Below are 23713 nucleotides of genomic sequence, written 5' to 3'. Positions count from 1 at the left end.
AAGAATAAACTAGAGTCCGAAAACCTAGCAAAGCCAAACACCAGCAAAAGTTTGCTGATATTTCAATGTCCAACCATCCCAACCGGGGGGTATGAGATGGCTGGCACCAATAAATTATTGGCACTGACATTCATCGACACACTATTGAGTTCTCAAAGAACACACGCACACCCTTAAGAACCGGTATTTAACCGGGACCTCGGTGATGGCAACTGTTCCAGCCTAAGGCATGCTCCCGACAGTGTCAAATCTCTGCTGGGTCATGCAATCTGGCGTGTCAGGCGCTCCTCGTCCTACCTCGTTTCCCTGGCCTCTCGGCTCCGGGTCGGTGTCCGTGTCGCTCTGACTCGACATAAGTTACGCGGCGGGGAACGCAAGGTCAAATCGGCACTACACGCATGTAATTCCGCAGGTCAGGGGCTATGCAAGCCGGTCGAAAGCGGGCTTGGGCCACATTTCTGTGACCCAAGCCACGTCGAGGTCAGTGCTCCGCGCGCCGCGCGCCGGCCAGATTCTTCTTCCCCCGGCGCAGCACCAGCCACCGTCCGTGCAGGTAGTCGGCGTCGGCGGGGGTCCATTCCAGGTCGGAGATCTTCTCGTTGTTCACGTAGGCGCCGCCCTCGTTCACCGCGCGCCGCGCCGCACCTCGACTCTCGGCCAGGCCGCTGGCCACCAGCAGATCGACGATCGTCTCCTGCGGTCGCACCTCGGCGACCGCGCCGTCGACCGCCGCCTCGCGCAACGCGGCGCCCAGCGTCGGCTCGTCCAGCTCGCGCAACTCACCCCGGCCGAACAGCGCCTGGCTGGCCAGCTGCACGGACTCGGTGTTCTGCGCGCCGTGCACCAGCGTCGTCATCTCGGCGGCCAAGCGGCGCTGCGCTTCTCGCGCGTGCGGGCGTTCGGCCGTCGCCGTTTCCAGCTCGGCCAGCTCCGCCCGGGACAGGAAGGTGAACCAGCGCAGGTAGCGCACCACATCGGCGTCGGCGGTGTTCACGAAGTACTGGTACCAGGCGTAGGGGCTGGTCATTTCCGGATCCAGCCACAGACTGCCGCCGCCGGTGGACTTGCCGAACTTCTTGCCGTCGGCCGAGGTGACCAGCGGAACGGTCAGCGCGTGCACCGCCGCCCCGTCGACGCGGCGGTTCAGCTCGACGCCGGCGATGATGTTGCCCCACTGGTCGGAGCCGCCGACCTGCAGCGTGCAGTCGTAGTTGCGGCGCAGCTGCAGGTAGTCGTTGGCCTGCAACAGCATGTAGCTGAACTCGGTGTAGGACATGCCGTCGCCGTCGAGGCGGCGTTTGACGGTGTCGCGCGCCAGCATCACGTTGACCGAGAAATGCTTGCCGACATCGCGCAGGAAGTCGACCGTCGACAGCGGACCGGTCCAGTCCATGTTGTTGGCGATGATCGCGCCGGTGGCGGACTCGTCGAGGTCGACGAAACGCTCCAGCTGCGAGCGGATCCGCCCGGCCCACTCGGCGACGGTGTCGGTCGAGTTCATGGAACGCTCGCCGACATCGCGCGGATCACCGATCAGGCCGGTGGCGCCACCGGCGAGCACGACCGGGCGGTGGCCGGCGCGCTGGAAACGCTTGAGCGCGAGCAACGGCACCAGGTGTCCGGCGTGCAGGCTGGCGGCGGTCGGATCGAAACCGGCATAGAGGGTGAGCCGACCGGCCGCGAGGGCCGCGCGCAGGGCGTCCAGGTCGGTGGACTGCGCGATCAGCCCGCGCCAGGTCAGTTCCTCGATGATGTCGCCAGTTGTTTCGCTCACGCCCTCGTATCTTTCCGTACGTCCGTCCCGCACCCATGCGCAGGTCCCGGCCTGAATTGTCCGGCAGGCGCGGACCGCGGGCCAGCGAATTACGGCGACGGCCACCTGGTGCGGCGCCCGAGCCGGGGCGCCGCGGACCAGATGGCCGCCGGATCGATCACCGCCAACCCGACAGTGATCGATCCCGGAAAGCACGACGCGGCGATCGGTGCGGGGCACCGATCGCCGGTCGTGCTTCAGGACTTCGTCATCGCTTCAGCGTCGCGCGCAGGTCGGCCAGGGTGCCGCGGCGCTCGTAGGCGATCCAGGCGAAGATCGCGGCCAGCACCAGCGGGAAGATCGCCATCTCGGGCGCGTCGGCGATGAAGGCCTGGGTCGCGGCGGCGAGCACCGTGACGATGGTCAGGCCGCCGGCGGCCAGGGCGCTCAGGCGCGGCACCAGCAGGCCGATGCCGCCGGCCACCTCGACGACGCCGATGAAGATCAGCAGCCCGAGCGGGATGGTCAGGTTCGCCGGGGCGTTGTCCATCAGCGACTGCGGCATAACGAGTTTCGGGCCGCCGGAGGCGATGATGAAGAACAGGCCGAGCACGATCTGCAGGGTCCACACGACGCGATTGCGGATCTTGCCGGGACGGTAGGTGTCGGTGGCAGCGGGAGCGAAACCGGCGGCGGCGTTGGTGGTCATGATGATCTTCCTTCTGGTTGTGCGCGCTGGGTTGGTAGCGCGGTCAACAGATAAGACGGGGCCGCTCGGAAAAAATCATCGTCCGGTTCGAGAAATTTTTCGGCTACCCGGATTTGGCCGCGCGCGGGCTGCGGCGGTACACCGAAACCGCTGGTGAGGACGATATCCAGAAGCGCCACGCCAGATCCGCGGCGGTGCTGACGCCGACCCGGGGGCCGCTGGCGATGTCGGCCGGGTCCAGCGCGGGGTTCAGCTCCAGCCGGATGACCGAGTCCGGCGCGAACAGCTCCGTCCCGTAGTCGCCCAGGGTGATTCCGAGCGCGCTGCCGAGATTGCCCGGCCCCCTGGCCAAGTCGGCTCCGGTGCGCGCGGTCGGCCGGCGTTCGCGGGCCTGGTCCAGCCCCGCGATCACCTCGCCGGAGCGCAGCAGCACCGCGCTCGCCGTCCCGTCCGGGCCGCTGGTGACGTTCACACATTTGTGCATGCCGTAGCTGAGGTAGACGTAGAGCACCCCGGCCGGCCCGAACATCGCCGCGTTGCGCTTGGTCCGCCCGCGCCCGGAATGCGAGGCCGGGTCCGGCCAGGGCCCGGCCGGATCACCTCCGTAGGCCTCGACTTCCACGATGCGCAGACCCACCGGACCGGACCACAGCGTGGCCCCGAGCAGGCGGCGGGCGGCGGCGGGCGGTTCGACAGCTAGTTCGTCGGCGGGCACGGCTACCTATTGTTCCGTCAGACGTAGGAGCTGTGATGACCGGTGCGCAGGGTGATCACATCGTCGATGATGACCGCGGCGTAGGCGATCGCGACCAGCAGGGCCAGCTGCGCCCACGCCACCCAGGCCACACCGATCGGGATGGTCAGGCACACCACGGCGGCGGCCACGAGCCGGGTCCACGGCCGGGGCAGCCGCAAGGTGAGCCGGAAGGCCCACTGGCCGACGAAGTAGAGCGCGACGCCCGCCGACAATGCCGTCGCGGCGGCCAGGCTCGCGCGTTCGTTGCCGTGCGCGATGCTCATCTGGATGCCCGCCGCGGCCAGCGTGACCCCGATCAGCATCGGATACAGCGAGTAGCCGTAGGCGAACAGGGCCGGGCGGGAGCGTTCCCGCGGCGGGACCGCGCTCAGCGCGTGCTCGCCGCGCTCGTCGTCGATGCCGAAGTAGGCCCACCACAGCACGTAGGCCAGGGCCAGGCCGACGGCGACGTTGGCGACCAGGCCCACCGTGAGGTCGCGCCCGGTCAGGCCGACGCCGATGGAGACGATCGATTCACCGATCGCGACGATGATGACCAGGCCGTGCCGTTCGGCGAAGTGCCGGGGCCGGACCTCGAAACCGCTGGTGTCGATCAGGTAGGGGCTCCCGATCTGGCAGGCGAGAGCCAGTGCCCAGCACAGGTATTGCGGCCAGCCGTGCAGGAAGCCGCCGACCAGCACCAGGCCCGCGGACAGCACGTTGAACGGCGCGATGTGCTTGATCGCGGTGATGGCCGAGCTTCCGCCGCTGGAGGCGAACAGCGCGGTGTGCACACAGGTCACCAGGACGAAGCCGAGGCCGAAGGCGACGCCGGAGCCGTGGAACGCGTCCGGGATCGCCAGCGCGAGTACGAAGAAGCCGAACATCCCGAGGGTCAGCAGCCCGCGCCGGCCGCTGCTGGTGGGGGCGACCTCGTTGGTGAGCCAGGCGTAGCCGCTGTACATCCACCAGATGACGCCGAACATGAGCGCGATCTGCGCCACCGCGTCCCAGCCGGGATGGTGCACGAAGACATGGGTCAGCTGCGTGATCGTGAAGACGAACACGAGGTCGAAGAACAGCTCGAGGGTCGATACCCGCAGCTGTCCGCCGTCCGGGGTGGCTTCCGTGGTCTGGCTGGTCACGGCGAAAAGCGTAGTTCAGCCGAGGCTGCCCGGCTCGACATAGAGACCCTTCAGTTTGTTCGGGTTCACCTGGAAGCGCAGATTCTGGATACGGCCCTCGACGATGTCATAGGTGAAGGCGGCGCCGGGATTGCCGCCGATCAGCGCGAGCGCGCCGAGTTCGCCGTTGATATCGGCCGATTCGAGGACGAATCCGGCCGACACCGGTTTGGCCAGCACGCCGAGGATCCAGCGCGCCACATGATCGGGGCCGTGCAGGGGGCGGCGCGCGGCGGTGACGATGCCGCCGCCGTCCGACCACGCGGTCACGTCGGGCGCGAGCAGATCCAGCAGCGCGTTGAGGTCCCCGCCCGAGCACGCGGCCATGAACTGCTCGGTGATGTGCGCGCGGGCGGCCCGGTCGGTGTCGAAACGGGGACGGCGGGACTGCACGTGGGTGCGGGCCCGGTGCGCGATCTGGCGCACGGTGGCCTCGGGTTTGTCCAGGGTGTCGGCGATTTCGGCGTGCGTGTAGCCGAAGACCTCACGCAGCACGAAGACCGCCCGCTCCACGGGACTCAGCGTCTCCAGGACCACCAGCATCGCGGTGGAGACCGTGTCGGCCAATTCGGTCTCCTCAGCGCTGTTCGGTGCGGTCAGCACCGGCTCGGGCAGCCAGGGGCCGATATAGGTCTCGCGGGTGGCCCGGGCGGAGGTGAGCCGGTTCAGCGACAGGTTGGTGACGGTGCGCACCAGATAGGACTTGGGATGCTGCACCGTCGACCGGTCGGTGGCGTGCCATTTGAGCCAGGTGTCCTGCAGCACGTCCTCGGCGTCGGTGACGGTGCCCAGCATCCGGTAGGCGGTGGCGAACAACAGCCGGCGATGCTCCAGGAACGGGTCGCCAGGCGTTTCGTCGATCATTCCGGCTACCTTCCGCGCTGTCTCGCTGTCGGCCCACCTTAGGCGGCACGGGTCGCCTTGCCACCCTTGGACAGCTGGACCGACACCGTCATGCGCTTGCTCATCTTGAACGTGAACGGCGGCGTGCTGCTGACGCTTTCCTTGTACAGGACCGCGGCGCGCCCGGTCAGATGGAACCGGCCCGGGGTGTCGTCGGCCTTGGTGAACTGGATGACGGCATCGGTGCGGCCCAGGCTGACCGGCTGATGGAAATAGCCGAACCGGAAGGGGCGCACCGTCTTTCCGCGCAGGCGCCGGGCGATGGCGTCGGCGGCGTAGGCGGCGGTGGGCAGCCCCGACTGGCAGGTGCCGTGGATCTGGCCCCAGGCCTGGCGGACCGCGGCGGCGTCGCCGACGGCGTAGATCTCGGGGTGCGAGACCGAGCGCAGGGTCGAGTCGACCACGATCAGGCCGCGCGCGTCGGTGTCGATACCGGCCTCGGCAGCCAGGGGCGAGACCCGAACACCAGTGGTCCACAGCGTCAGGTCGGCCGGGATCAGTTCGCCGCCCGCGATTTCCACCGCGTCCGGCAGCACCTTGACGATGGCGCGGCCCAGCACGCGCACGATGCCCAGCCGGTCCAGCGCCTTGGTCAGGTAGACGCGGGCCTTGTCACCCATCATCGCGCCGGGTTCGCCGGTGCTGATCAGGGTGACGGTCAAACCCGGGTGCTGCTCGGCGATTTCGGCCGCGGCTTCCAGGCCGGTGAGGCCGCCGCCGCACACCGCGACGGTGCCGCCCGCGGCCCCCACCTCGGCCAGGCGCTGCGCGAAGCGGTGGGCGAGGCGGGGATCGTTCAGGGTCCACGCGTGGTCGGCGGCGCCGGGCACCAGGCCGGTGTCGGTGCTGCTGCCCAGCGCGTAGATCAGTTCGTCGTAGGGCAGGGTCCTGGCGCCGTCGACCTGGACGCGCCGCTGTTCGGTATCGATCGCGGTGGCCCAGCCCTGGACGAATTCGACGCCCGAGCCGTCGAGGATGGCGGGGATGTTGTGGTCGGCCAGTTCCTGGCCCGCCGCGACCTGGTGCAGGCGCAGCCGCTCGGTGAACCGCTCCGCGGGGTTGACCAGGGTGATCCGCACGTCGCGCTTGCGGGTGCGCCGGGCCAGCCGGACGGCGGCCAGCATGCCGGTGTAGCCCGCGCCGAGGACGACGATCCGGTGGGTGGTGTTGGTGCTCATGAGGTTCGCTCCGATGGTGTCGCTGAGATGGTGACGACCATGGGACAGCTGAGCGGCACCGGACGTGACACCCTGTCGAGTGACCTGCGTCACATCACCGGATTCAGCTCTTGCCCAGCGCTTCCTTGCGGAGCAATTGCAGGATGCTCGGGTTGTCGGCGGTGGTGCCGACCCCGACGATCCGGCGCACGAACTCGCCGCCCTCGGCCAGCCGCAACAGGCTCGCCGCCAAGTCGATTCGCGCGGTGAAACGCTGGTCGAGGTGGCCCTCGGCCATCGTGTAGTCCGTGCGAGCGGGCAGGTCGTAGAGCCCACTCGGCCGCACGACGGTCCAGTCCAGGCCGGTGGCGGTCAGCAGCGCTTCCATCCGGCGCATGTCGTCGTAGAGCGTCTTGCCCAGCACCCGCGAGATGTAGGGCTGGAGCACCCGGTTGAACAGGAAGCCGGCCTCGGAATACGGCCGGGGGTCGACCGCGCTGGAGGAGACCACCGCGATACGGCGCACCCGGTGCCGGTCCATCGCGGCCACGATATTGGCGACCCCGGTGGAGTAGGTGGTGATCTCCGCCTTGCCGAACGGCACGCCGAGCGCGGACAGCACCGCGTCCGCGCCGGCGACGGCGGTGTGCACCGAATCCGCTTGCAGCACATCACCTTCGAAGACGGTGAGCCGCTCGTGCCGGAGCGGGAAGAGCTCGGGCTTGCGGGTGACGGCGACGACGTCGTGGCCGGCGTCGAGGGCCTGCCCGGCGAGCAGGCGGCCGGTGGGTCCATTGGCGCCGAAAACGATGATGCGCATGACTTCCTCCAGGTAAAGCGGTAAGCCTCCGACGCCACGCCTTCGCGGCGTCGTATCATATGAAAACCATAACATCTAATTCGAAAGTCATACTATATGAGTGACGTAGGAGACAGGCGGCGGGCGGCCGTCGCCGTCAAGGAGTCGCTGCGGGTCCTGAATACCCAACTGGCCCTGCTGAATCGACAGTTCGGCAGCAAGCTGGAACTCAAGGACGCCGACTGGAACTGCCTGGACCTGATCAGCCGGCACGGGCCGATCGGGCCGGGCGCGCTGGCCAAGCTGGCCGGGCTGCACCCGGCGACGATGACCGGCGTGCTGGACCGCTTGCAGCGCGCCGGCTGGATCACCCGGGAACGCGATCCGGCGGCCACCGACCGGCGCGCGGTCACGGTGCGCGCCCTGCACGACCGCAACCCCGAGTTGTTTCGCGTGCTCTCGGGGATGAACTCCCGCATGGACGACGTCTGTGACCAGTACAGCGCGGAGCAGCTCGTGCTGATCGCGGACTTTTTGCGGCGCACGGCCGCCGCGGGCCAGGAGTCGGCGGACGAGCTGACTCAGGGGTAGACCAGGGGCGAATGGGGGGCGCTCCCCGATGCCCCGGCGGCTCGGAATTCCTACCGTCAGTGCATGTCTTCGGTTTCCCGGTCGCGGTGGTTGCGGCGGTTGCTCTTCGGTGTTCTCGCGCTGGCCGTAGTGGTGCCCGGGGCGGCAGGCGGGTGCACCGCCTGGGTGTACACCAGCGCGGCCGTCTCCACGGTCGGCACCACGGATTTCCGCAACGAGCTGGCGATCCCGCCGCTGGCCCCGAGCACCATCGGTCCGGACGGGAGCCGGGTCTTCGAACTCGATATGCGTTCCGGTACAAAGGAATTCCGGCCCGGGAAGATCACCGAGACCTGGGGGTTCAACGGCGACTACCTGGGGCCGACGCTGCGGGCGCGCCGTGGCGAGCGGGTCGAGGTGCGGGTGCGCAATCAGTTGCCCGAGGCCTCGACCGTGCACTGGCACGGCATGCACGTGCCGGCCGCGATGGACGGCGGGCCACACCAGATGGTGAACGCGGGCGAGAGCTGGGCCCCGCGCTGGACCGTGGATCAACCGGCCGCGACGCTCTGGTACCACCCGCATCCGCACGGCAAGACCGAACAGCATGTGCGCCGCGGTCTGGCGGGAATGTTCGTTCTCGACGACGAGAACTCCGAATCGCTAACCCTGCCAAAAGATTACGGCGTGGATGATCTGCCGGTGATCGTGCAGGACGTGAAGTTCAGCGGCTCCGGGTTCGACAATTCGCACCGGATCTTCCGCAACGCCGGCTTCCTCGGCGAGCAGATTCTGGTCAACGGCACCCTCGCGCCCTACCGCGAGGTCGGCACCGAACTGGTGCGGCTGCGGCTGCTCAACGCCTCCACCGCGCGGATCTACAACTTCGGCTTCGGCGACGACCGCACCTTCGCGCTGATCGGGACCGACGGCGGCCTGGTCCCCCGGCCGACCACGCTCGATCGCCTGCAACTCTCCCCCGGCGAGCGCGCCGAGATCGTGGTGCGCGTCCGGCCGGGCGAGCGAACAATATTGCGCAGCAACCCGATCGAGGCCGGACTCGACTTCTGGAACCAGCGGTTCTCCGGCGGTGACGACCGCCTCGACATCCTCGAACTGCGCGCGGCCGCGACCTTGCGCCCGGCCCCCGAACTGCCCGCCACCCTGGCCACCCTCGAGGTGCCGGACGGTTCGACCTCGGTGCGCGAGCGGCACTTCGACCTGAATCTGGCCGGGATCAACAACGTTCCGATGGCGATGGACCGGATCGACCTCACCGTCGCCCGGGGCAGCACCGAGATCTGGGTGGTGCGCAACGCCGACGGTATGCCGCACAACTTCCACGTGCACGACGCGCAGTTCCGGGTGCTGTCGGTGAACGGCGCGCCCCCGGGCGCCCAGCTCACCGGCGCCAAGGACACGGTGTTCGTGGCGCCGGACAGCACCGTGCGCCTGGCGCTGCGCTTCGACGGGCCCGCCGATCCGAATACCCCCTACATGTATCACTGCCACCTGCTCTGGCACGAGGACCAGGGAATGATGGGTCAGTTCGTCGTCGTCGAGCCCGGTCAGAGCGCGGGGACACCGCACGCGCACGGGCACTGAACTCTTGTGCCCGGCCCCGCGGCGCGCTAAATTCATCACACAGTGAATTCAACGCTCGATGAATTGAGCGCACCGAGGAATCGAGGCGACCATGTCGCAACCCTCAGCTCCCGCCGTGCAAGTGCGGGGCCTCACCGTCCGGCGCGGTAAACGCCAAGTCCTGCATCAGATTTCGCTCACGGTGCCGCGCGGGTCGATCACCGGCCTGCTCGGCCCCTCCGGCTGCGGCAAGACCACGCTGATGCGGTCCATCGTGGGCACCCAGATCGTCGAATCCGGTGACGTGCAGGCGCTGGGCCTGCCGGCCGGAGCGCCCGCGCTGCGCCGCCGCGTCGGGTATGTCACCCAGTCCCCCAGCATCTACTCCGACCTCAGCGTCCGGGAGAACGTCGCCTACTACGCCGCGCTCTACGGCCGCGACCGCGACGCCGTCGAGACCGCGATCACCGCCGTCGGCCTCGGCGCGCACGCCCAGCAGCGCGGCGACGAGCTCTCCGGCGGCCAGAAGACCCGGGTATCGCTGGCCTGCGCCCTGGTGGCGCAACCGGAACTGCTGATCCTGGACGAACCCACCGTCGGCCTGGATCCGGTGCTGCGCGTGGACCTCTGGAAACAGTTCCGCGAATTGGCGGCGGCCGGAACGACTTTGCTGGTCTCGAGCCACGTCATGGACGAGGCCGAGCACTGCGATCGGCTGCTGCTGATGCGCGAGGGGCACGTACTCTCCGAATCGACCCCGGACGAACTGCGCGAACGCACCGGCGAACAGAACCTGGAACGCGCCTTCCTCGCCCTGATCACGATGGGAACCGCGTCATGAGCACCCCGCTGCGGCCGTATCTCTCGACGACCGAACGCATCCTGCGCCAGCTCGGCCACGATCACCGCACCGTGGCCATGATCGTCGTGGTGCCCGCGCTGCTGATGACGCTGCTGTTCTTCATCTACCAGGACGCACCGCATCCCCCGCACGGCCCGACGCTGTTCGACAAGGTCGGCATCAGCATGCTCGGCATCCTGCCGTTCATCGTGATGTTCCTCATCACCGCCATCGCCATGCAGCGCGAACGCACCTCGGGCACGCTCGAAAGACTGCTCAGCACACCGCTGTCCAAGCTCGACCTGCTGGCCGGCTACGGCACCGCGTTCTCCCTGGCCGCCGCCGCGCAGGCCGGGGTGGCCTGCCTGGTCTCGTTCGGGCTGCTCGGGCTGGACGCCGCGGGCAACCCGGGCTGGGTGGTGCTGATCGCGATCGTCGACGCGGTGTGCGGCGTGGCGCTCGGGCTGCTGGCCAGCGCGTTCGCGCGCACCGAGTTCCAGGCGGTGCAGTTCATGCCGGTGGTGGTGGCGCCGCAGATCTTCCTGTGCGGGCTGCTGGTTCCGCGCGATCAATTGCCGGGCTGGCTGGAGCCGGTCAGCAATGTCATGCCGCTGAGTTACGCCGTCGACGCGCTGCAAGAGGTTTCGCGGTACCCGGAGGCGACCGGGCAGATGTGGCGCGACCTCGCGGTGGTGGCCGGTTTCGCGGTCGTGGCCCTGTGCCTGGGCGCGGCCACCCTGCGACGGCGCACCGCATGACGTCGAAAGACGCTGGGGCGCAGGCGCGCAACGGGCGGTCCGGGCGCAGGCCCGGGCAGTCCGGTGCGCGCGAGGCGATCCTGACGGCGGCGCGGGCCCGCTTCGCCGAGGCCGGTTTCGACAAGACCTCGATCCGCGGGGTCGCCGCCGACGCCGGGGTCGATCCGGCGCTGGTGCACCACTACTTCGGTACCAAGCAGAAGCTGTTCGCCGCCGTGGTCGAGTTGCCGCTGGATCCGGAGGCCGTCCTGGCCCACATCGTGACGGCGCCGATCGATCAGCTCGGGGCGACGATTCTGCAGACGGTCGTGACGGTGTGGGACTCCCCCGCCGGTCCCGGTCTGATCGCGGCGGTGCGCACGCTCCTCGGCGGCAGCGATCCCGAACTGGCGCGCACGTTCCTGCTCGAGGTGGTGCTGGAACGGGTGCGGGTGCGCCTCGAGACACCCGAGGACGACGCCCGCACCCGGATGGCGCTGGCCGCCTCGCAGATGCTCGGAGTGCTGGTGGCACGCAAGATCATCGGGCTGGAGCCGCTGGCGTCGATGCCGATTCCGGAACTGGTCGCGGCCGTCGGCCCGACGCTGCAGCACTACCTCACCGGCGAGATCGACCGCGGGTGATCAGGCCGTGGTGTGCTGGCCGGTGAAGGCCTCGTGCTCGGCGTCGGTGGCGTCGCGCGCCTCGTCGACGAGCAGCACCGGGATGCCGTTCTCGATCGGATAGGCGCGGCGCAGGCGCGGGTTGTACAGCAGGGACTCGCCGCCGCTCGCACGGACCAGCAGCAGCGGGCCCTTGTCCTGCGGGCAGGCCAGCAGGCTCAGCAAAGTGGCGTCCAACGCGGTTTCCTCCGGCATGTCCGAAAACTTACCCGACGTCCCCGGCGACCCGGGCAGGCTCCTGCTCGGAACGCCGCCGCTCGCGTATGTACAGCAATTGCAGGACACCCAGCCCGCCCAGCCCGGCCAGCGCGCACAGGGCGCCGATCTTCCAGCCCGGCGGGCGCCAGGTCAGCACCAGCTCCTCGGCGCGGGTGCCCGCCGGCAGCTCGACGGCGACAAAGCTCTTGGCGGTGACCGAGATCGGGACGGACCGGCCGTTCAGCGTCGCCCGGTAGCCCGGCCAGCCCAGACGGGCGAACACGATGCGCCCGCCGTCGGGGGCGTCGACCTGGACCCGGCTGGTGGTGCCGGTCTCCGACAGCGACTTCGCCTGCCCGCCCTGCATATCGGCGACTCGGCCGTTCTGCGTGGAGATCGGCCCGTTCACCCGCTCCAGCACCAGGATGTACTTCTCGTGGCCGGGGTAGTCGACCCACTTCCACCCGTCGGGCGCGGGCTGGTTCTGCGCGTCGGTGAACAGCGCCCGCTGCAGCACCACCCGGTCCAGCTTCATCAGATCGACCAGCGGGCGACCGGTGGACTGCTCCTCGGCGAACAGCCGGCGGTAGGCGTCGGGGCAGACACTGGAATCCCAGCGCATGCACAGCAGCTCACCGAAGTAGAAGTGCCCGGTCGGGGTGTAGCCGTTGACGTAGCTCAGGTCCAGGGACTTGGCGTAGTTGCCGAAGACCAGGGAGGCGTAGGCGCCGTCGAGGCTCTTGTCGCCGGGCTGCACCAGGCCGCGCTCGGCGAGCTGGATGGTGTTGCCCGTGAAGTCCGGGAACGCGGCCTTGGCCTCGGAGCGATTGGTCGGATAGTTGTAGCTCATCGGCGTCGGCTGCGCGGCTTCCACCTGCCAGAACGCGATCGGGAACATGGCGGCGATCGTCAGCGCGCAGACCGCGGCCACCCCCCGGTTGCGGCCCAGCCACACCGCGGCCGCCACCAGTCCGCCCACGACGAGCACGGCGACCAGATGCCGTACCACGTTGTGCGGATCCGCCGAGAACGAACGCAGCCACAGTGCCGCGATCAGCACGGCCGCCGCGATCGCGCGGGTCTTCAGGCTCGCCAGCGTGCCGTAGCGCGAGACCAGCACGCACACCAGCACCAGCAGCGCGATCGCCAGCATCGGCAGCACCCGCACCGGCCAGCGCAGCGGCCCGATGGTGCCGGGCCCGGCGCTCCACATCAGCATCATCAGCGCGAACAGCGCCACCGCCGACAGCTCGCGCCAGGCTTCCCGGGCCCGCCCCCAGTCGATGAAGGCCAGCGCGGGCACCAGGAACCAGGCGATATAGGTGACCGGCAGCGGCTGCACATACCCCCACCACGAGGTGAACGCGGGCAGCGTGCTGGGCAGGCTGGCGTTCAGCGACTCCGACCACGGGATGGTCAGGAACTGGTCGTTGATCACCTCGGAGGTGCCGCGCCAGGTCACCTTGGCCGAGAGGATGCTGGGCAGGAAGGTCAGCAGACCGGCCAGGCCCGCGCAGCCCGAGACCGCGACCAGCTTCGGCAGATTCACCCATTTGCGCTGGTACAGCAGCTCGCCGACGGCGACCGCGGCCAGCATCAGCACGGCTTCGACGGCCGGGAAGATGTATTGGGTGGTGATCGTCAGATACAGGAACACGAAGACCGGAATCGGCCCGGACTGCCCGCGCACATAGCGCACCGCCGAGGCCCAGGCGTGCACCATCCAGGCGGTGCCGGTCAGCGCGGTCATCCAGCTGGCCTGATCGAAGAACAGGAAGAAGCCCGACAGCGTGAACGCCACCCCGGCCACCGCCGACCACCACGGCTTGGCGCCGTAGGCCAGGGCGATCCGGTACACGCCGAGCGCGGCGATGACGGCGAAGATCAGCTTCACCACGGTGGCGTAGATCGCCATGTTGTCCACCGACGGCGCGATCAGGTCGATCAGCAGCTGCGGCGGGTTGAACAGGCCCGCGTCGTCCATCGTGTTGTTGCCCGACATCCAGCGTTCGGGCACCAGCACCGGGAACTCACCGCGGCGCAGCGATTGGCCCAGGCCGATCCACAATCCGGTGTACTGGGATTCGGTGTCGTCGGTATAGAAATGGCGGGCGTTGGCCAGCAGCACCGCGAGATAGCCGAGAACCACGCCCAGCGTGGTGAGCGCACCCCAGCGGAAGACATCGCCCCGGAGAAAATCCCAGCGCCTGGCCTCGGGAGCGTCCGGCTCGGGGGTGGAGATCTGGTCCTCCGAAGCCGCTGCCACTGCACTGTCCGTCACGAGTCCCGTACCCTACCGTGCCCCGTGATGAGCGCCGAAAGCACCGAACTCGCACCGTGTTAGAGTTCGGCCGCTCGGTCTCTACACGTCAGGCCAGGAGTACCGGCACGCACCGATAGCGAAAGTCGATTCAGCAGATGCCGATTCCCCCCGTACGCTCCAGCACCGCCGGGTCCAACGGCAATGGCGGCCGTCCGGGCGCGGGTGGGCCGCACACGGTGTCGGTGGTGGTGCCGATCTATCGGGGCGAGCACACCATCGGCGATCTGGTCGCCGAACTGCATCGGATGACCGAGCCCGGCACCAGCCCCGGCGGCGTCCCGTACGTCATCGAGGAGATCGTCCTCGTGCACGACAACGGCCCGGACCGCTCCGATGTGGTGCTGGCCGAACTGGAACAGGCCTACCCCGAGGTCCGGGTCATCTGGCTCAGCCGCAACTACGGGCAGGACGCCGCGACCATCGCCGGCATGTCCGCCGCGCGCGCCGACTGGATCGTCACCATGGACGAGGACGGCCAGCACGATCCCGGCGCCATCGGCGCCTTCCTGGACGCGGCCCTGACCGAGCGCGCCGACCTGGTCTACTCCAAGCCGAGCAACACCCGCCCGCACGGCTTCTTGCGCAACATCACCTCGCGCGGCGCGAAGATCGTGCTGGCCACCGTCTTCGCCTTCCCCGATTCCACCCGCTTCGAGAGCTACCGGCTGATCCGCGGCGATATCGGCCGTCAGCTCGCCGGGGTGGCCTCCAACGGCGTCTATCTCGACGTGGCGCTGACCTGGGTGGTCGGCCGGGTCGCGCAGGTGCCGGTGGCGTTGCGCGCCGAGGGCCGCGAGGAATCCGGCTACAACTATCGCCGGCTGTTCTCGCTGTTCTGGAAGATGGTGCTGTGCAGCGGCACCCGCGGGCTGCGCGTGGTCAGCCTGCTCGGCGTCACGCTGGCGCTGATCGGTGTCGCGCTGGCCGCCGTGTTCGCCTACGAGGCGCTGACCAGAGACAACTGGGCGCCCGAGGGCTGGACCTCGCTCATGGTGGTGCTGCTGCTGGTCTCGGGCGCGATCCTGTTCTCCCTCGGCCTGATCGCCGAGTATCTCGGTGTCGCCTTGCACGTGCTGGTAGGCAAACCCCTGTATCTGACGGTAGATTCGCCGACACCGCGCCCTGCCGCCGAGCCGGCGCGGGACCTGTCCAGCACCGTCGCCAGTAGGGGGACCGATCGTGTCGAACACTGACCGCGTGATCTTCAGCCGGCCCTACCGCGCGCGGGGGGAGCTGCCCAATCTCGAGACGGTCCTCGCCTCCGATCACAGTCACGGCGACGGCCGCTTCACCGCCGCCGCCACCGCGAAGCTGAAGGCGATCACCGCGGCGCCGCACGCGCTGCTCACCACCTCCTGCACCTCCGCGCTCGAAATGGCCGGGCTGCTGCTGGAACTGGGCCCCGACGACGAAGTGATCGTGCCCAGTTTCGCCTTCACCTCCACCGCCACCTCGATGGCACTGCGCGGGGCGACGTGCGTGTTCGCCGATATCGACCTGGCGACCGGCAATCTGGATCCGGCCTCGGTGGCCGCCGCGGTGACGCCGCGCACCAAGGCCGTGGTCGTCATCCACTACGGCGGCGTCGCGGCGGACATGACCGGATTGCTCGCGATCGCGGGCGAATACGGCCTGGCGATCGTGGAGGACAACGCGCACGGCCTCGGCGGCAGCTGGCAGGGCCGCAAGCTGGGCACCATCGGCACGCTGGGCACGCTGAGCTTCCACGACACCAAGAACGTGCACTGCGGTGAGGGCGGCGCGCTGCTGCTCACCGACGAGATCCTGATGGCGCGCGCGGAGATCATCCGGGAGAAGGGCACCGACCGGGCCCGGTTCCTGCGCGGCGCGGTGGACAAGTACTCCTGGCAGGACATCGGCTCCAGTTACCTGCCCAGTGAATTGAACGCCGCGGTGCTCGACGCGCAGCTCGCGGAGTTCGACGTCATCCAGGCCGGACGGCACCGGGTGTGGAACGCCTACGCCGCCGCGCTGCCGGAGTGGGCCGCGCGCAACGACGTGCGGCTGATGCGGGTGCCCGCCGATCGCGAGCACACCGCGCATCTGTACTACCTACGCACGCCCTCCGAAGCGCGCCGCGACGACCTGATCACGCACCTGCGCGAGCGCGGCATCGTGGCGCCGTTCCACTACGTGCCGCTGGATTCCAGCCCGGCCGGGTTGAAGCTCGGCCGCACCCCCGCGCCGTGTGTGCGCAGCGCCGAATTCTCCGCCACCGTGGTGCGTTTGCCGCTGTGGCCGGATTTGGCCGACGCGCAGATCGCGCGCGTGGTCGAGGCCGTCACCGCGTTCACGGTCTAGGCCGAGAGCACGTAGAGCTTCTCCCGGCCGCCCGCGATCACTTCACTGCGCACGACGCGCTCGGCGTAGCGGGCGAAGAACTCATCCAGCGAGTCCTCGGTGAAGCGGTGCGCCTGCGCGCCGGTGCCCGCGTTGGTGAACCGCTGGCCGATGGCCGCGAGCACGCGGTTGTCACTGGTCGCCAGGTTCCGGATCGGTTCGGCGATGATCACCTGGTCCCGCGCCGCGGTCAGCATGCGATCCACGACGGCGGACGGGTCCGGCAGGAAGTGGTAGAGGCTGGCCTGCATGAGCACGTAGTCGGCCGCGGGCAGCGCGGCGTCGGAGTTCATGTCCCACACCAGACCTCGGCCACCGGCCTTGGTGAGCTCGGTGATGAAACCGTCGTTGAGATCGAGCCCCGTGTAGTCGATCGATTGCTGCCGCAGATACCGGGTGTAGAGCGTCGCCGGGCCACAGCACAGATCCAGCACGCTCGCGCCGGCCGGAATCGCCGCGGCCACAGCGCGATAGCGGGCGGTGTAGTACCGGCCGTACAGTCCGCGCATCAGCACCTCGTACAGGGTGCGGTTGCGGTAGATGAGGCTGGTACTCACGAGGTTTCCCCTGGACAGTCGTCGATCATCGGCTGCGGCATCGGTGACAACTATGCCAGGTGAATCCGGTTGATCCGCACCGAGATCCGGCCCGCTCGACGCACGAGACGGACCGGATCACGGCGGGGACGGGATTATTCGACGACTTCGATGATGTCGCCGGGGTTGACGTGGTTGTAGAGCGCCTCGGCGCCCTCGGGCACCATCCGGATACAGCCGTGCGACTGTTCCTCGATCGGCCCGATGTGGGTGGCGATGTCACCATTGAAGAACACCGCCCACTCCATCGGGGCGTTGTGCATGGTGCTCCAGTGGAACGGCTTCTTGAACGCGACCTTGAACACACCGGGCGGGGTCTCGTAGCCGGGCCGGCCGTGCGAGATCGGGGTGGGACCGTAGGTCACCCGCCCGTCCTCCATCAACCAGGCCTCGTTCATCGACTTGCTCATGCAGACCCGCGCGCCGGCCGAGGTGCACGGTGCGTTCACCGGTGGGGCGGGCAAGGGCGGGACGAGGGCCGGTACGCCTGGGACGTCGGGGCCGCCGGGCCAGAGTGGGTCGGCGTGTGCCGTCGGCGCCGATAACAGTCCGGCCGCGGCGATGCCCACTAGCAGGGCGTATCCGGCCGATGTTCTTCGTCCACGAATGCTGCTCATCATCACGCCGACCTCCTGGGCTCACGCCGGGGTTGAACGAAACATGTCGAGATGGTTTCGATCCTTACCGACGTGCGGTGAGACGGTCAACGCCTCTTGCGAGGGCGTAACCGTTCTGTATCCGAGGGCGGCGGGCCGTGCTCAGGCGGCGTCGGGCTGGGGAACCGGCTTGCGACGGAACGAGATGTGCCGGTGACCGAAGAAACTCACGCACGCGACCAGACCCATCACCACGACCGCCGACGGAATGTCGGGCAGGTGCAGGACCGAGACGGCCACCTGCAACAGCACCATGTTCATCAGCAGCCCACCGGAGTTCACGCCGCAGAAGGCCAGGAAATCGCGCAGCACGTGGCCGTGCACGCGGAATACCAGGGTGCGATGCAGCACGAAGGCGATGACGATGCTGACCGCGTAGGCCGCGGCGGGTGCGAGCGCGGCGGGCACGCGATCACCGAAGATCTTCAGCCACATCACCGTCAGCGCCATGCCCATCGCGGTGTTGACCCCGCCGACCACCGCGAACGCGATCTCCTGGCGGCGCACCAGCCGCAGCAGGGGCCCCGGATCGGGCTCTGTCGCGATCGTGTTCACGGCTCTACTCATATCAGACCGCGCCCACCGGCTCGGGCGCGGGCTTCTCGGGTGCGTGCGGTTCCTCGGGCTCGTTCGCCTTACGGCGCTTGCCGCGCAGGTAGATCCAGTGCAGCAGGGCGATATCGAGCAGCGCGAAAATCGCGGCGCCGGCGCCGATGCCCCAGCCCGGCGGACTCCAGGACAGCACCAGCTCGCCGTCTGTCGTGCCCGCCGGAATGCGCACGGCGGCAAAGACCTTGCCGACCTGCTCGACCGGAATCTCGGTGCCGTTCAGGGTGGCCGTGTAGCCCGGCCAGGCCAGACGCGCGAACACCACCTGGCCGCCGCTCGCGGAATCGACGCGGACCCGGCTCTCGGTGTCGGACTCCGACGCCGAGGTGGCGGTCACCCCGGACACCGCCGAGACGCGGCCGTTCTTGGTGGAGATCAGCCCGTCCACGCGCTCGAGCACGGCGATGTAGCGCTCGTGGCCGGGATAGTCGACCCACTTCCAGCCGGCCGGCGCGGGCTGGTCGACCGCGTTCGGGTACAGCGCTTTCTGCAGCACCACCCGATCGATGTTCATCAGGTCGACGATGGTCTTGCCGGTGCTCGGCTCGGGTGCGAACGCGCGGCGGTAGGCGTCGGGGCAGACGCTGGTGTCCCAGATCATGCACAGCGTCTCGCCGAACCAGAAGTGCCCGTTCGGGGTATAGCCGCTGACGTAGTTCTTTTCCAGATTCTTGGCGTAGTTGCCGAATACCAGCGACCCGTAGGCGCCGTCGAGCGTGCGCTCCCCCGGCGGGATCAGCGCGCGATCCGCCAATTGCAGTGTGGTGCCGGGGAATTCGGGGAACGCGGCTTTCATGTCCGCGCGCTTCTCGGGCAGGTTCCAGCCCAGCGGCGTCGGCTGCGCGTGCTGCACCTGCCAGCACGCGATCGGCGCGACGGACACCATGACCAGCACGGCCGCCGCGGTCAGGCCGCGGTTCAGCCCGAGCCACACCGCGCCCGCGCCCAGCCCGAGCACCACCAGGACCGCGGCCAGGTGCCAGCCCACCTGGTTGGGCGCGGCCGAATACGAACGTACCCACAGCAACCCGACCAGCAGCGCGGCCACGACGCCGCGGTTGCGCCAGTCCCGCACGGTCGCGAAACGGCCCAGCAGCACACAGACCAGGACCAGCAGGCCCAGCGCCACCATCGGCAGCACCCGGGCGGGCCAGCGCAGCGGGCCGATGGTGCCGGGCCCGGCGGTCCAGAACAGCATCAGCGCCGTGAACAACAGCGGCGCGGTGAGCTCGCGGACGTGCGCGCGCGCCTTGCCCCAGTCGACGAAGGCCAGCGCCGGGATCAGGAACCAGGCGATGTAGACCACCGGCATCGGCTGCACGTAACCCCACCAGGAATTGAAGGCGGGCAACGTACTCGGCAGGCTGGCGTTCAGCGTCTCCGACCACGGCACGGTGAGCAGTTGATCGTTGTTGACCTGCGCGGTGCCGCGCCAGGTCGCCTTGGCCGAGAGCGCGCTCGGCAGATAGGTGGCCAGCCCGGCGAGCGCCGCGCAGACCGCGGCGGTGGCCAGCCGCAGCGAGGGCAGCCACTGCTTCTGATAGATCCACTCGCCGAGGACCACGGCGCCGATCATGATCCCGGCTTCGACCGCCGGGAAGATGTACTGCACCGACAGGCACAGATAGAGGAAGACGAAGGTCGGGATCGGGCCGGAGCGGCCGCGCGCGTAGCGCACGCCGGAGGCCCAGGCGTGCACCAGCCACGCGGTGCCGGTCAGCGCGGTCCACCAGGTCGAGGAGTCGAAGAACAGCATCCAGCCGGTGAAGGGCATGCAGATGCCGGCGACCGCGGCCCACGGCGCGCGTGCCCCGTAGACCAGGCAGACCCGGTACACGCCCAGCGCCAGGATGATCGCGAAGAACAGTTTGACCATCGTGGCGTAGGCCGCGAGATTCGGTGCCGACGGCGCGAACAGATCGATCAGCAGCTGCGGCGGATTCAGCAGTCCCGCTTCCTCGATGGTGTAGTTGCCACCCATCCAGTGCTCGGGAACCATCGTGGGCAGCTGCCCGTCCCGCAACCGCCGGCCCAGCATCACCCACAGTGGCGCGTACTGGGATTCGGTGTCGTCGGTGTAGAAATGCCGGACGTTGGCCAGCAGCACCGCGAGGTAGCCCGCGACGACGCCGAGCGCGGTAATGCCGCCCCACTTGTATACGGCTCGCTCGCTTGCGACTGCTTGCCGGTCGCTCGGAACGGCCAGCTCGCGAGTTCCACTGTCCACCACGAGTTCCAGACCCTACACGGCGCTCACGCCGAACGGATCGTTCAGTCGGTCAGGACTTCGTAGGAGTCGGATTCCGGGTTGTACCACCAGGTGTCCGGGCCCGGCTGTGGCCGCCCGGCCGCCTGCACGGCGCGGGTCGAGGGCCGGTAGGACGAGCTGCGCGGAATCTCGGCGACCACGTGCACGATGTCGGGCCGCTGATCGGCCTCCAGCGCGCGCAGCGCCTCGGTGACGTCCTTGGCGTCCAGTCGCAGACCCGCGCGCACGCTCACCGCGGCCACCGCCAGGCAGCGGTCTCCGACGTGCAGGCCGTAGGCGACCTCCATGTCGACCGCGGTGATGTCGTTGAGCACGTCGACGATCGGCTGGGTGTAGACCGGGCCGCGCCCGGTCAGGATCACCGTGTCCTTGCGGTCCACCAGCCAGTAGTCGCCGTCGCTGTCGCGGCGGAACAGGTTCTCGGTCGGCATCCAGGAATCGCCGCGGCTGAACACCCCGCGCAGGCCGCCCGCCGAGATGTCCACGGCCTCGGAGGCTTTGCCGATCAGCAGGCCCACCTCGTTGTCGGCGCAGCGCCGCGCGAAACCGGATTCGTCGTTGCGGATCAGCCCGGTCGCCGGGTCGAAGGCGACGAGTTCGACCTTCGCGGTGCCCGGCACCGGCCGGCCCTTGCACCCGGCCTTCGCGCCGGTCACGTTGGCCAGCACCACATCACCCTCGATCGAGGCGTAGAACTCGAGCACGCGCGCCGGGGCGAACTGCTCGGTGGTGCGCCGCCACAGGCCCGCGGGCATGCCGGAGCCGATGAACAACCGGATCGGGTGCGCGTGCCCGGCCGGGAACACCTCGGCGTCGAGGATGTCGCGCAGCATGGTCCAGGTGTAGGTCACCACGGTGACGCCGTAGCGGTGCACCTCCTCGGCGAACTTCGCCGGGTCGAGCGAGCGGGCCAGCGCGATCCGGCTGCCGCCCGCGATCGCACCGCCCAGGCTGACCAGCAGACCGGACGAATGGTGCAGCGGCGCCAGGCAATACACGGTGTCGCGCCGGTCCAGGTCGGCGGCGCTGGCGGTGCCGAACGCCGACAGCGCCCAGCGGTGGTTGCTGATGTACTTGGTCTCCAGGCGCTCACCGGTGCCGGTGACCAGCACGAACGCCAGTTCACGCGCCAGGCCCGGATCGGGGCGGTACCAGGCGGGCAGGCGGACCTGTGCCGGATCGATCTGCTCGAGGTCGATCACCTGATCGCTGAGCGGCAGGTCCAGTTCGCGGTCGGCGCCGCCGCCGAGCACCAGCGCGCGCACGCCGGTGGCCGCCGCCTGGCGCAGGTTGTCCGGATCGGTGACCAGGGCGGTGATGCCGGTGAGTTCGACGGCGCGCTGGACCTCGCTGCCCGGGGCGAGCAGCACCGCCACCGCGCCGAGCCGGGACAGGGCCGCGACGGTGGCCAGTGCGCTGGGGCGGGTCTCCATCAGCACGCCGACCCGGGCCGCGGGCCGGATGCCGACCGAGATCAGGCCGCGCACCACGTTGTCGATGCGCGCGTTGACGGCGGCGTTGGTGTGCATCCGGTCGTCGAAGAGGAAGCATTCGCGCAGCGGGGCGCGGCGGGCCTGCTCGGCGAGCAAGCGGCTCAGCGAGACCCGGGTGTTGGGCTGGATCATGCCCAGGCGGGTCAGCCGGGGCAGCGCGCGCGCCGCCTCGCCGGCCAGTTCGATGGAACCGCGCACGGTGTTGCCGGCGATCCCCTCCAGGGCCTTGCCCACGCCCGCGCCGGCTTCGGCCAGGCTGGCGGCGGTGTGCACCACCCGGGTGGCCGCGGTGCGCGGGCCCGTGGTCGGCACATGCTCGGTCATCGGGAAGATCTCCTCCGGCAGCGGCCGGTCGCGATCCATCCAGTCGATCCACTGCCGCACCAGCGGCCAGGTGTGATTGGTCGCCGTGCTGCCCGCGACCAGGCCGAAGTGCCCGGCCACCAGGCTGGCCTCGTAGACCTCGGCGTTCGGCGCGGCGCGCACGATGCCACGCACCGCGGCGGGCTGGCCGATGTCGTCGACCTCGCCGACGAACGCCAGGATCGGGCACTTCAGCGCGGCCAGCGAGACCGGCTGATCGCGAATCACGAAGCCGCCCAGCATCATCCGGTTGTGCACCACGAACTGGCGGAGCAGGTCGGCGGCCGCCGGGCCCGCGTAGCCGACCCAGCCGTCGCTGTTGAGGAAGCGGCGCTGGCGTTCCTTGGGCAGCAGCGCTTCGCGGTCGTGCAATTGGCGCAGGAAGTCGACGCGGGCCTTGGCCGTCTTCACCGGATCGAGCATCTGGAAGCCGAAGCGGACCATGGAATCGGTGATGGGCAGCCAGGTGACGACGTGGTCGGCGACGAAATCGGCGACCTCGCGGACCAGCCCGTAGGGCAGCCCGAACGGCATGCCCGCGACCACGTCGACGGGACTGCCGAAGGTGACGATGCTGGCCACGCCCTTGCCGAAGCGGTAGGCGGCGGTCTGATAGGCGAACATGCCGCCCTGCGAGTAGCCCATCAGGTGCACGCCGGCGCCGGTCGCCTCGGACACCGTGTCGATGGCGCGGCTCACCGCGAGCACGTGGTCGGCCAGGTCGCGTTGCCAGCCGCCCTCCTCGGAGGCGGGTGAGCCGAAGTCGACCACCCAGCAGTCGACTCCCCCGCGATGCAGGATTCCGACCGCGCCGTCCTCGGCGTTCACGTCCCAGATATCGGCGTTCACCATCAGCGGCGGGACGAGCAGCGCGACCGGACGGCCCGGGGTGGTGTCCTCGGGGAAATAGCGGCGCAGTCGATACATGCGGCGGCGTTCGACCACCTCGAACGGAGACGACTCGACATCATGGGTGAGCCCGCCGAAACGAATCACCTCGAGACCGTTCTGCGCGGTTGCCATCAACCGCTGCACCGATCCCACCACATCTTTCGAACTGAACATCACGATCGCTCCTGGCCCTACCCTGCACGCCCGCCACGCGTCGCGGCGTGGCGCACCGGGAAGAACATCCTCCCGGTCCCCGAAGACGCACGCCGTCTAAGTGTTGCCACGAGCTTCCCATATC

21 protein-coding genes are annotated in these 23713 nt (G+C 69.1%); 7 read left to right on the top strand and 14 right to left on the bottom strand.

Going from position 1 to position 23713, the window contains the following annotated elements; genetic code table 11:
• Positions 1-481 precede the first annotated feature (481 nt).
• From tyrS to AB0H76_RS38380, 7 genes are all read right to left on the bottom strand, one after another.
• On the bottom strand, positions 482-1774 hold the full coding sequence (tyrS, locus tag AB0H76_RS38410) for a tyrosine--tRNA ligase (protein ID WP_357332523.1): 1293 nt from the start codon (positions 1772-1774) through the stop codon (positions 482-484).
• Positions 1775-2021: 247 nt separating this feature from the next.
• Positions 2022-2462: a DoxX family protein gene (locus AB0H76_RS38405; RefSeq protein WP_357332521.1), complete on the bottom strand. Its 441-nt coding sequence runs from the start codon at positions 2460-2462 to the stop codon at positions 2022-2024.
• Between the two features lie 103 nt (positions 2463-2565).
• Positions 2566-3177, bottom strand: a complete 612-nt coding sequence (locus tag AB0H76_RS38400) for a DNA-3-methyladenine glycosylase (protein WP_357332519.1) — start codon at positions 3175-3177, stop codon at positions 2566-2568.
• Between the two features lie 17 nt (positions 3178-3194).
• Positions 3195-4343 (bottom strand): low temperature requirement protein A, encoded by a 1149-nt coding sequence (locus AB0H76_RS38395; RefSeq protein WP_357332517.1) that lies wholly within the window; start codon positions 4341-4343, stop codon positions 3195-3197.
• A gap of 15 nt (positions 4344-4358) precedes the next feature.
• Positions 4359-5246: an RNA polymerase sigma-70 factor gene (locus tag AB0H76_RS38390; protein WP_357332515.1), complete on the bottom strand. Its 888-nt coding sequence runs from the start codon at positions 5244-5246 to the stop codon at positions 4359-4361.
• A 38-nt stretch (positions 5247-5284) separates the two neighbouring features.
• Complete coding sequence (locus AB0H76_RS38385; RefSeq protein ID WP_357332513.1) at positions 5285-6463, bottom strand: FAD-dependent oxidoreductase; 1179 nt, start codon at positions 6461-6463, stop codon at positions 5285-5287.
• Between the two features lie 103 nt (positions 6464-6566).
• Complete coding sequence (locus AB0H76_RS38380; RefSeq protein ID WP_357332511.1) at positions 6567-7262, bottom strand: NAD(P)H-binding protein; 696 nt, start codon at positions 7260-7262, stop codon at positions 6567-6569.
• Positions 7263-7358: 96 nt separating this feature from the next.
• Here AB0H76_RS38380 and AB0H76_RS38375 point away from each other — a divergent pair, with 96 nt between their 5' ends.
• The 5 genes from AB0H76_RS38375 (at position 7359) to AB0H76_RS38355 (ending at position 11617) form a co-directional block, all read left to right on the top strand.
• Positions 7359-7832 carry a MarR family transcriptional regulator gene (locus AB0H76_RS38375; protein WP_357332510.1) on the top strand — a complete coding sequence of 158 codons (474 nt, stop codon included), beginning with the start codon at positions 7359-7361 and terminating at the stop codon, positions 7830-7832.
• 63 nt (positions 7833-7895) lie between these two features.
• Positions 7896-9416: a multicopper oxidase domain-containing protein gene (locus tag AB0H76_RS38370; RefSeq protein WP_357332508.1), complete on the top strand. Its 1521-nt coding sequence runs from the start codon at positions 7896-7898 to the stop codon at positions 9414-9416.
• Between the two features lie 91 nt (positions 9417-9507).
• Positions 9508-10236 (top strand): ABC transporter ATP-binding protein, encoded by a 729-nt coding sequence (locus AB0H76_RS38365; protein ID WP_357332506.1) that lies wholly within the window; start codon positions 9508-9510, stop codon positions 10234-10236.
• Positions 10233-10994 (top strand): ABC transporter permease, encoded by a 762-nt coding sequence (locus AB0H76_RS38360; RefSeq protein WP_357332504.1) that lies wholly within the window; start codon positions 10233-10235, stop codon positions 10992-10994. Before AB0H76_RS38365 ends, AB0H76_RS38360 begins: the two co-directional genes overlap by 4 nt.
• On the top strand, positions 10991-11617 hold the full coding sequence (locus AB0H76_RS38355) for a TetR family transcriptional regulator (protein WP_357332502.1): 627 nt from the start codon (positions 10991-10993) through the stop codon (positions 11615-11617). The genes AB0H76_RS38360 and AB0H76_RS38355 overlap by 4 nt, the downstream gene beginning before the upstream one ends.
• Here the strand turns inward: AB0H76_RS38355 and AB0H76_RS38350 are convergent, their stop codons facing one another.
• Both AB0H76_RS38350 and AB0H76_RS38345 read right to left on the bottom strand, forming a co-directional pair.
• Positions 11618-11851, bottom strand: coding sequence for a Trm112 family protein (locus tag AB0H76_RS38350; RefSeq protein ID WP_357332500.1), 234 nt, complete (start codon positions 11849-11851; stop codon positions 11618-11620).
• A gap of 10 nt (positions 11852-11861) precedes the next feature.
• Complete coding sequence (locus AB0H76_RS38345; protein ID WP_357332549.1) at positions 11862-14003, bottom strand: hypothetical protein; 2142 nt, start codon at positions 14001-14003, stop codon at positions 11862-11864.
• 269 nt (positions 14004-14272) lie between these two features.
• Between AB0H76_RS38345 and AB0H76_RS38340 the strand changes: the two genes are divergently transcribed.
• Both AB0H76_RS38340 and rffA read left to right on the top strand, forming a co-directional pair.
• Entirely contained in the window at positions 14273-15370 is a 1098-nt protein-coding gene (locus AB0H76_RS38340) for a glycosyltransferase (protein ID WP_357332498.1), read from the top strand.
• Positions 15357-16499 (top strand): dTDP-4-amino-4,6-dideoxygalactose transaminase, encoded by a 1143-nt coding sequence (rffA, locus tag AB0H76_RS38335; protein ID WP_357332496.1) that lies wholly within the window; start codon positions 15357-15359, stop codon positions 16497-16499. Before AB0H76_RS38340 ends, rffA begins: the two co-directional genes overlap by 14 nt.
• Here rffA and AB0H76_RS38330 read toward each other — a convergent pair.
• The 5 genes from AB0H76_RS38330 to AB0H76_RS38310 form a co-directional block, all read right to left on the bottom strand.
• Positions 16496-17095: a methyltransferase domain-containing protein gene (locus AB0H76_RS38330; RefSeq protein ID WP_357332495.1), complete on the bottom strand. Its 600-nt coding sequence runs from the start codon at positions 17093-17095 to the stop codon at positions 16496-16498. The two genes, rffA and AB0H76_RS38330, sit on opposite strands and share 4 nt — an antisense overlap.
• A 134-nt stretch (positions 17096-17229) precedes the next feature.
• Positions 17230-17751: a L,D-transpeptidase gene (locus AB0H76_RS38325; RefSeq protein ID WP_357332493.1), complete on the bottom strand. Its 522-nt coding sequence runs from the start codon at positions 17749-17751 to the stop codon at positions 17230-17232.
• A 141-nt stretch (positions 17752-17892) separates the two neighbouring features.
• Positions 17893-18345, bottom strand: coding sequence for a GtrA family protein (locus AB0H76_RS38320; RefSeq protein WP_357332491.1), 453 nt, complete (start codon positions 18343-18345; stop codon positions 17893-17895).
• Positions 18346-18358: 13 nt separating this feature from the next.
• Positions 18359-20542: a hypothetical protein gene (locus AB0H76_RS38315; RefSeq protein WP_357332547.1), complete on the bottom strand. Its 2184-nt coding sequence runs from the start codon at positions 20540-20542 to the stop codon at positions 18359-18361.
• A gap of 128 nt (positions 20543-20670) precedes the next feature.
• Positions 20671-23589, bottom strand: a complete 2919-nt coding sequence (locus tag AB0H76_RS38310; RefSeq protein ID WP_357332489.1) for an AMP-binding protein — start codon at positions 23587-23589, stop codon at positions 20671-20673.
• Positions 23590-23713: the final 124 nt, after the last annotated feature.

It is taken from the genome of Nocardia sp. NPDC050712, from assembly GCF_040654295.1.
Taxonomy (GTDB): domain Bacteria; phylum Actinomycetota; class Actinomycetes; order Mycobacteriales; family Mycobacteriaceae; genus Nocardia.
This window is presented reverse-complemented; position numbering and strand designations above follow the sequence as displayed.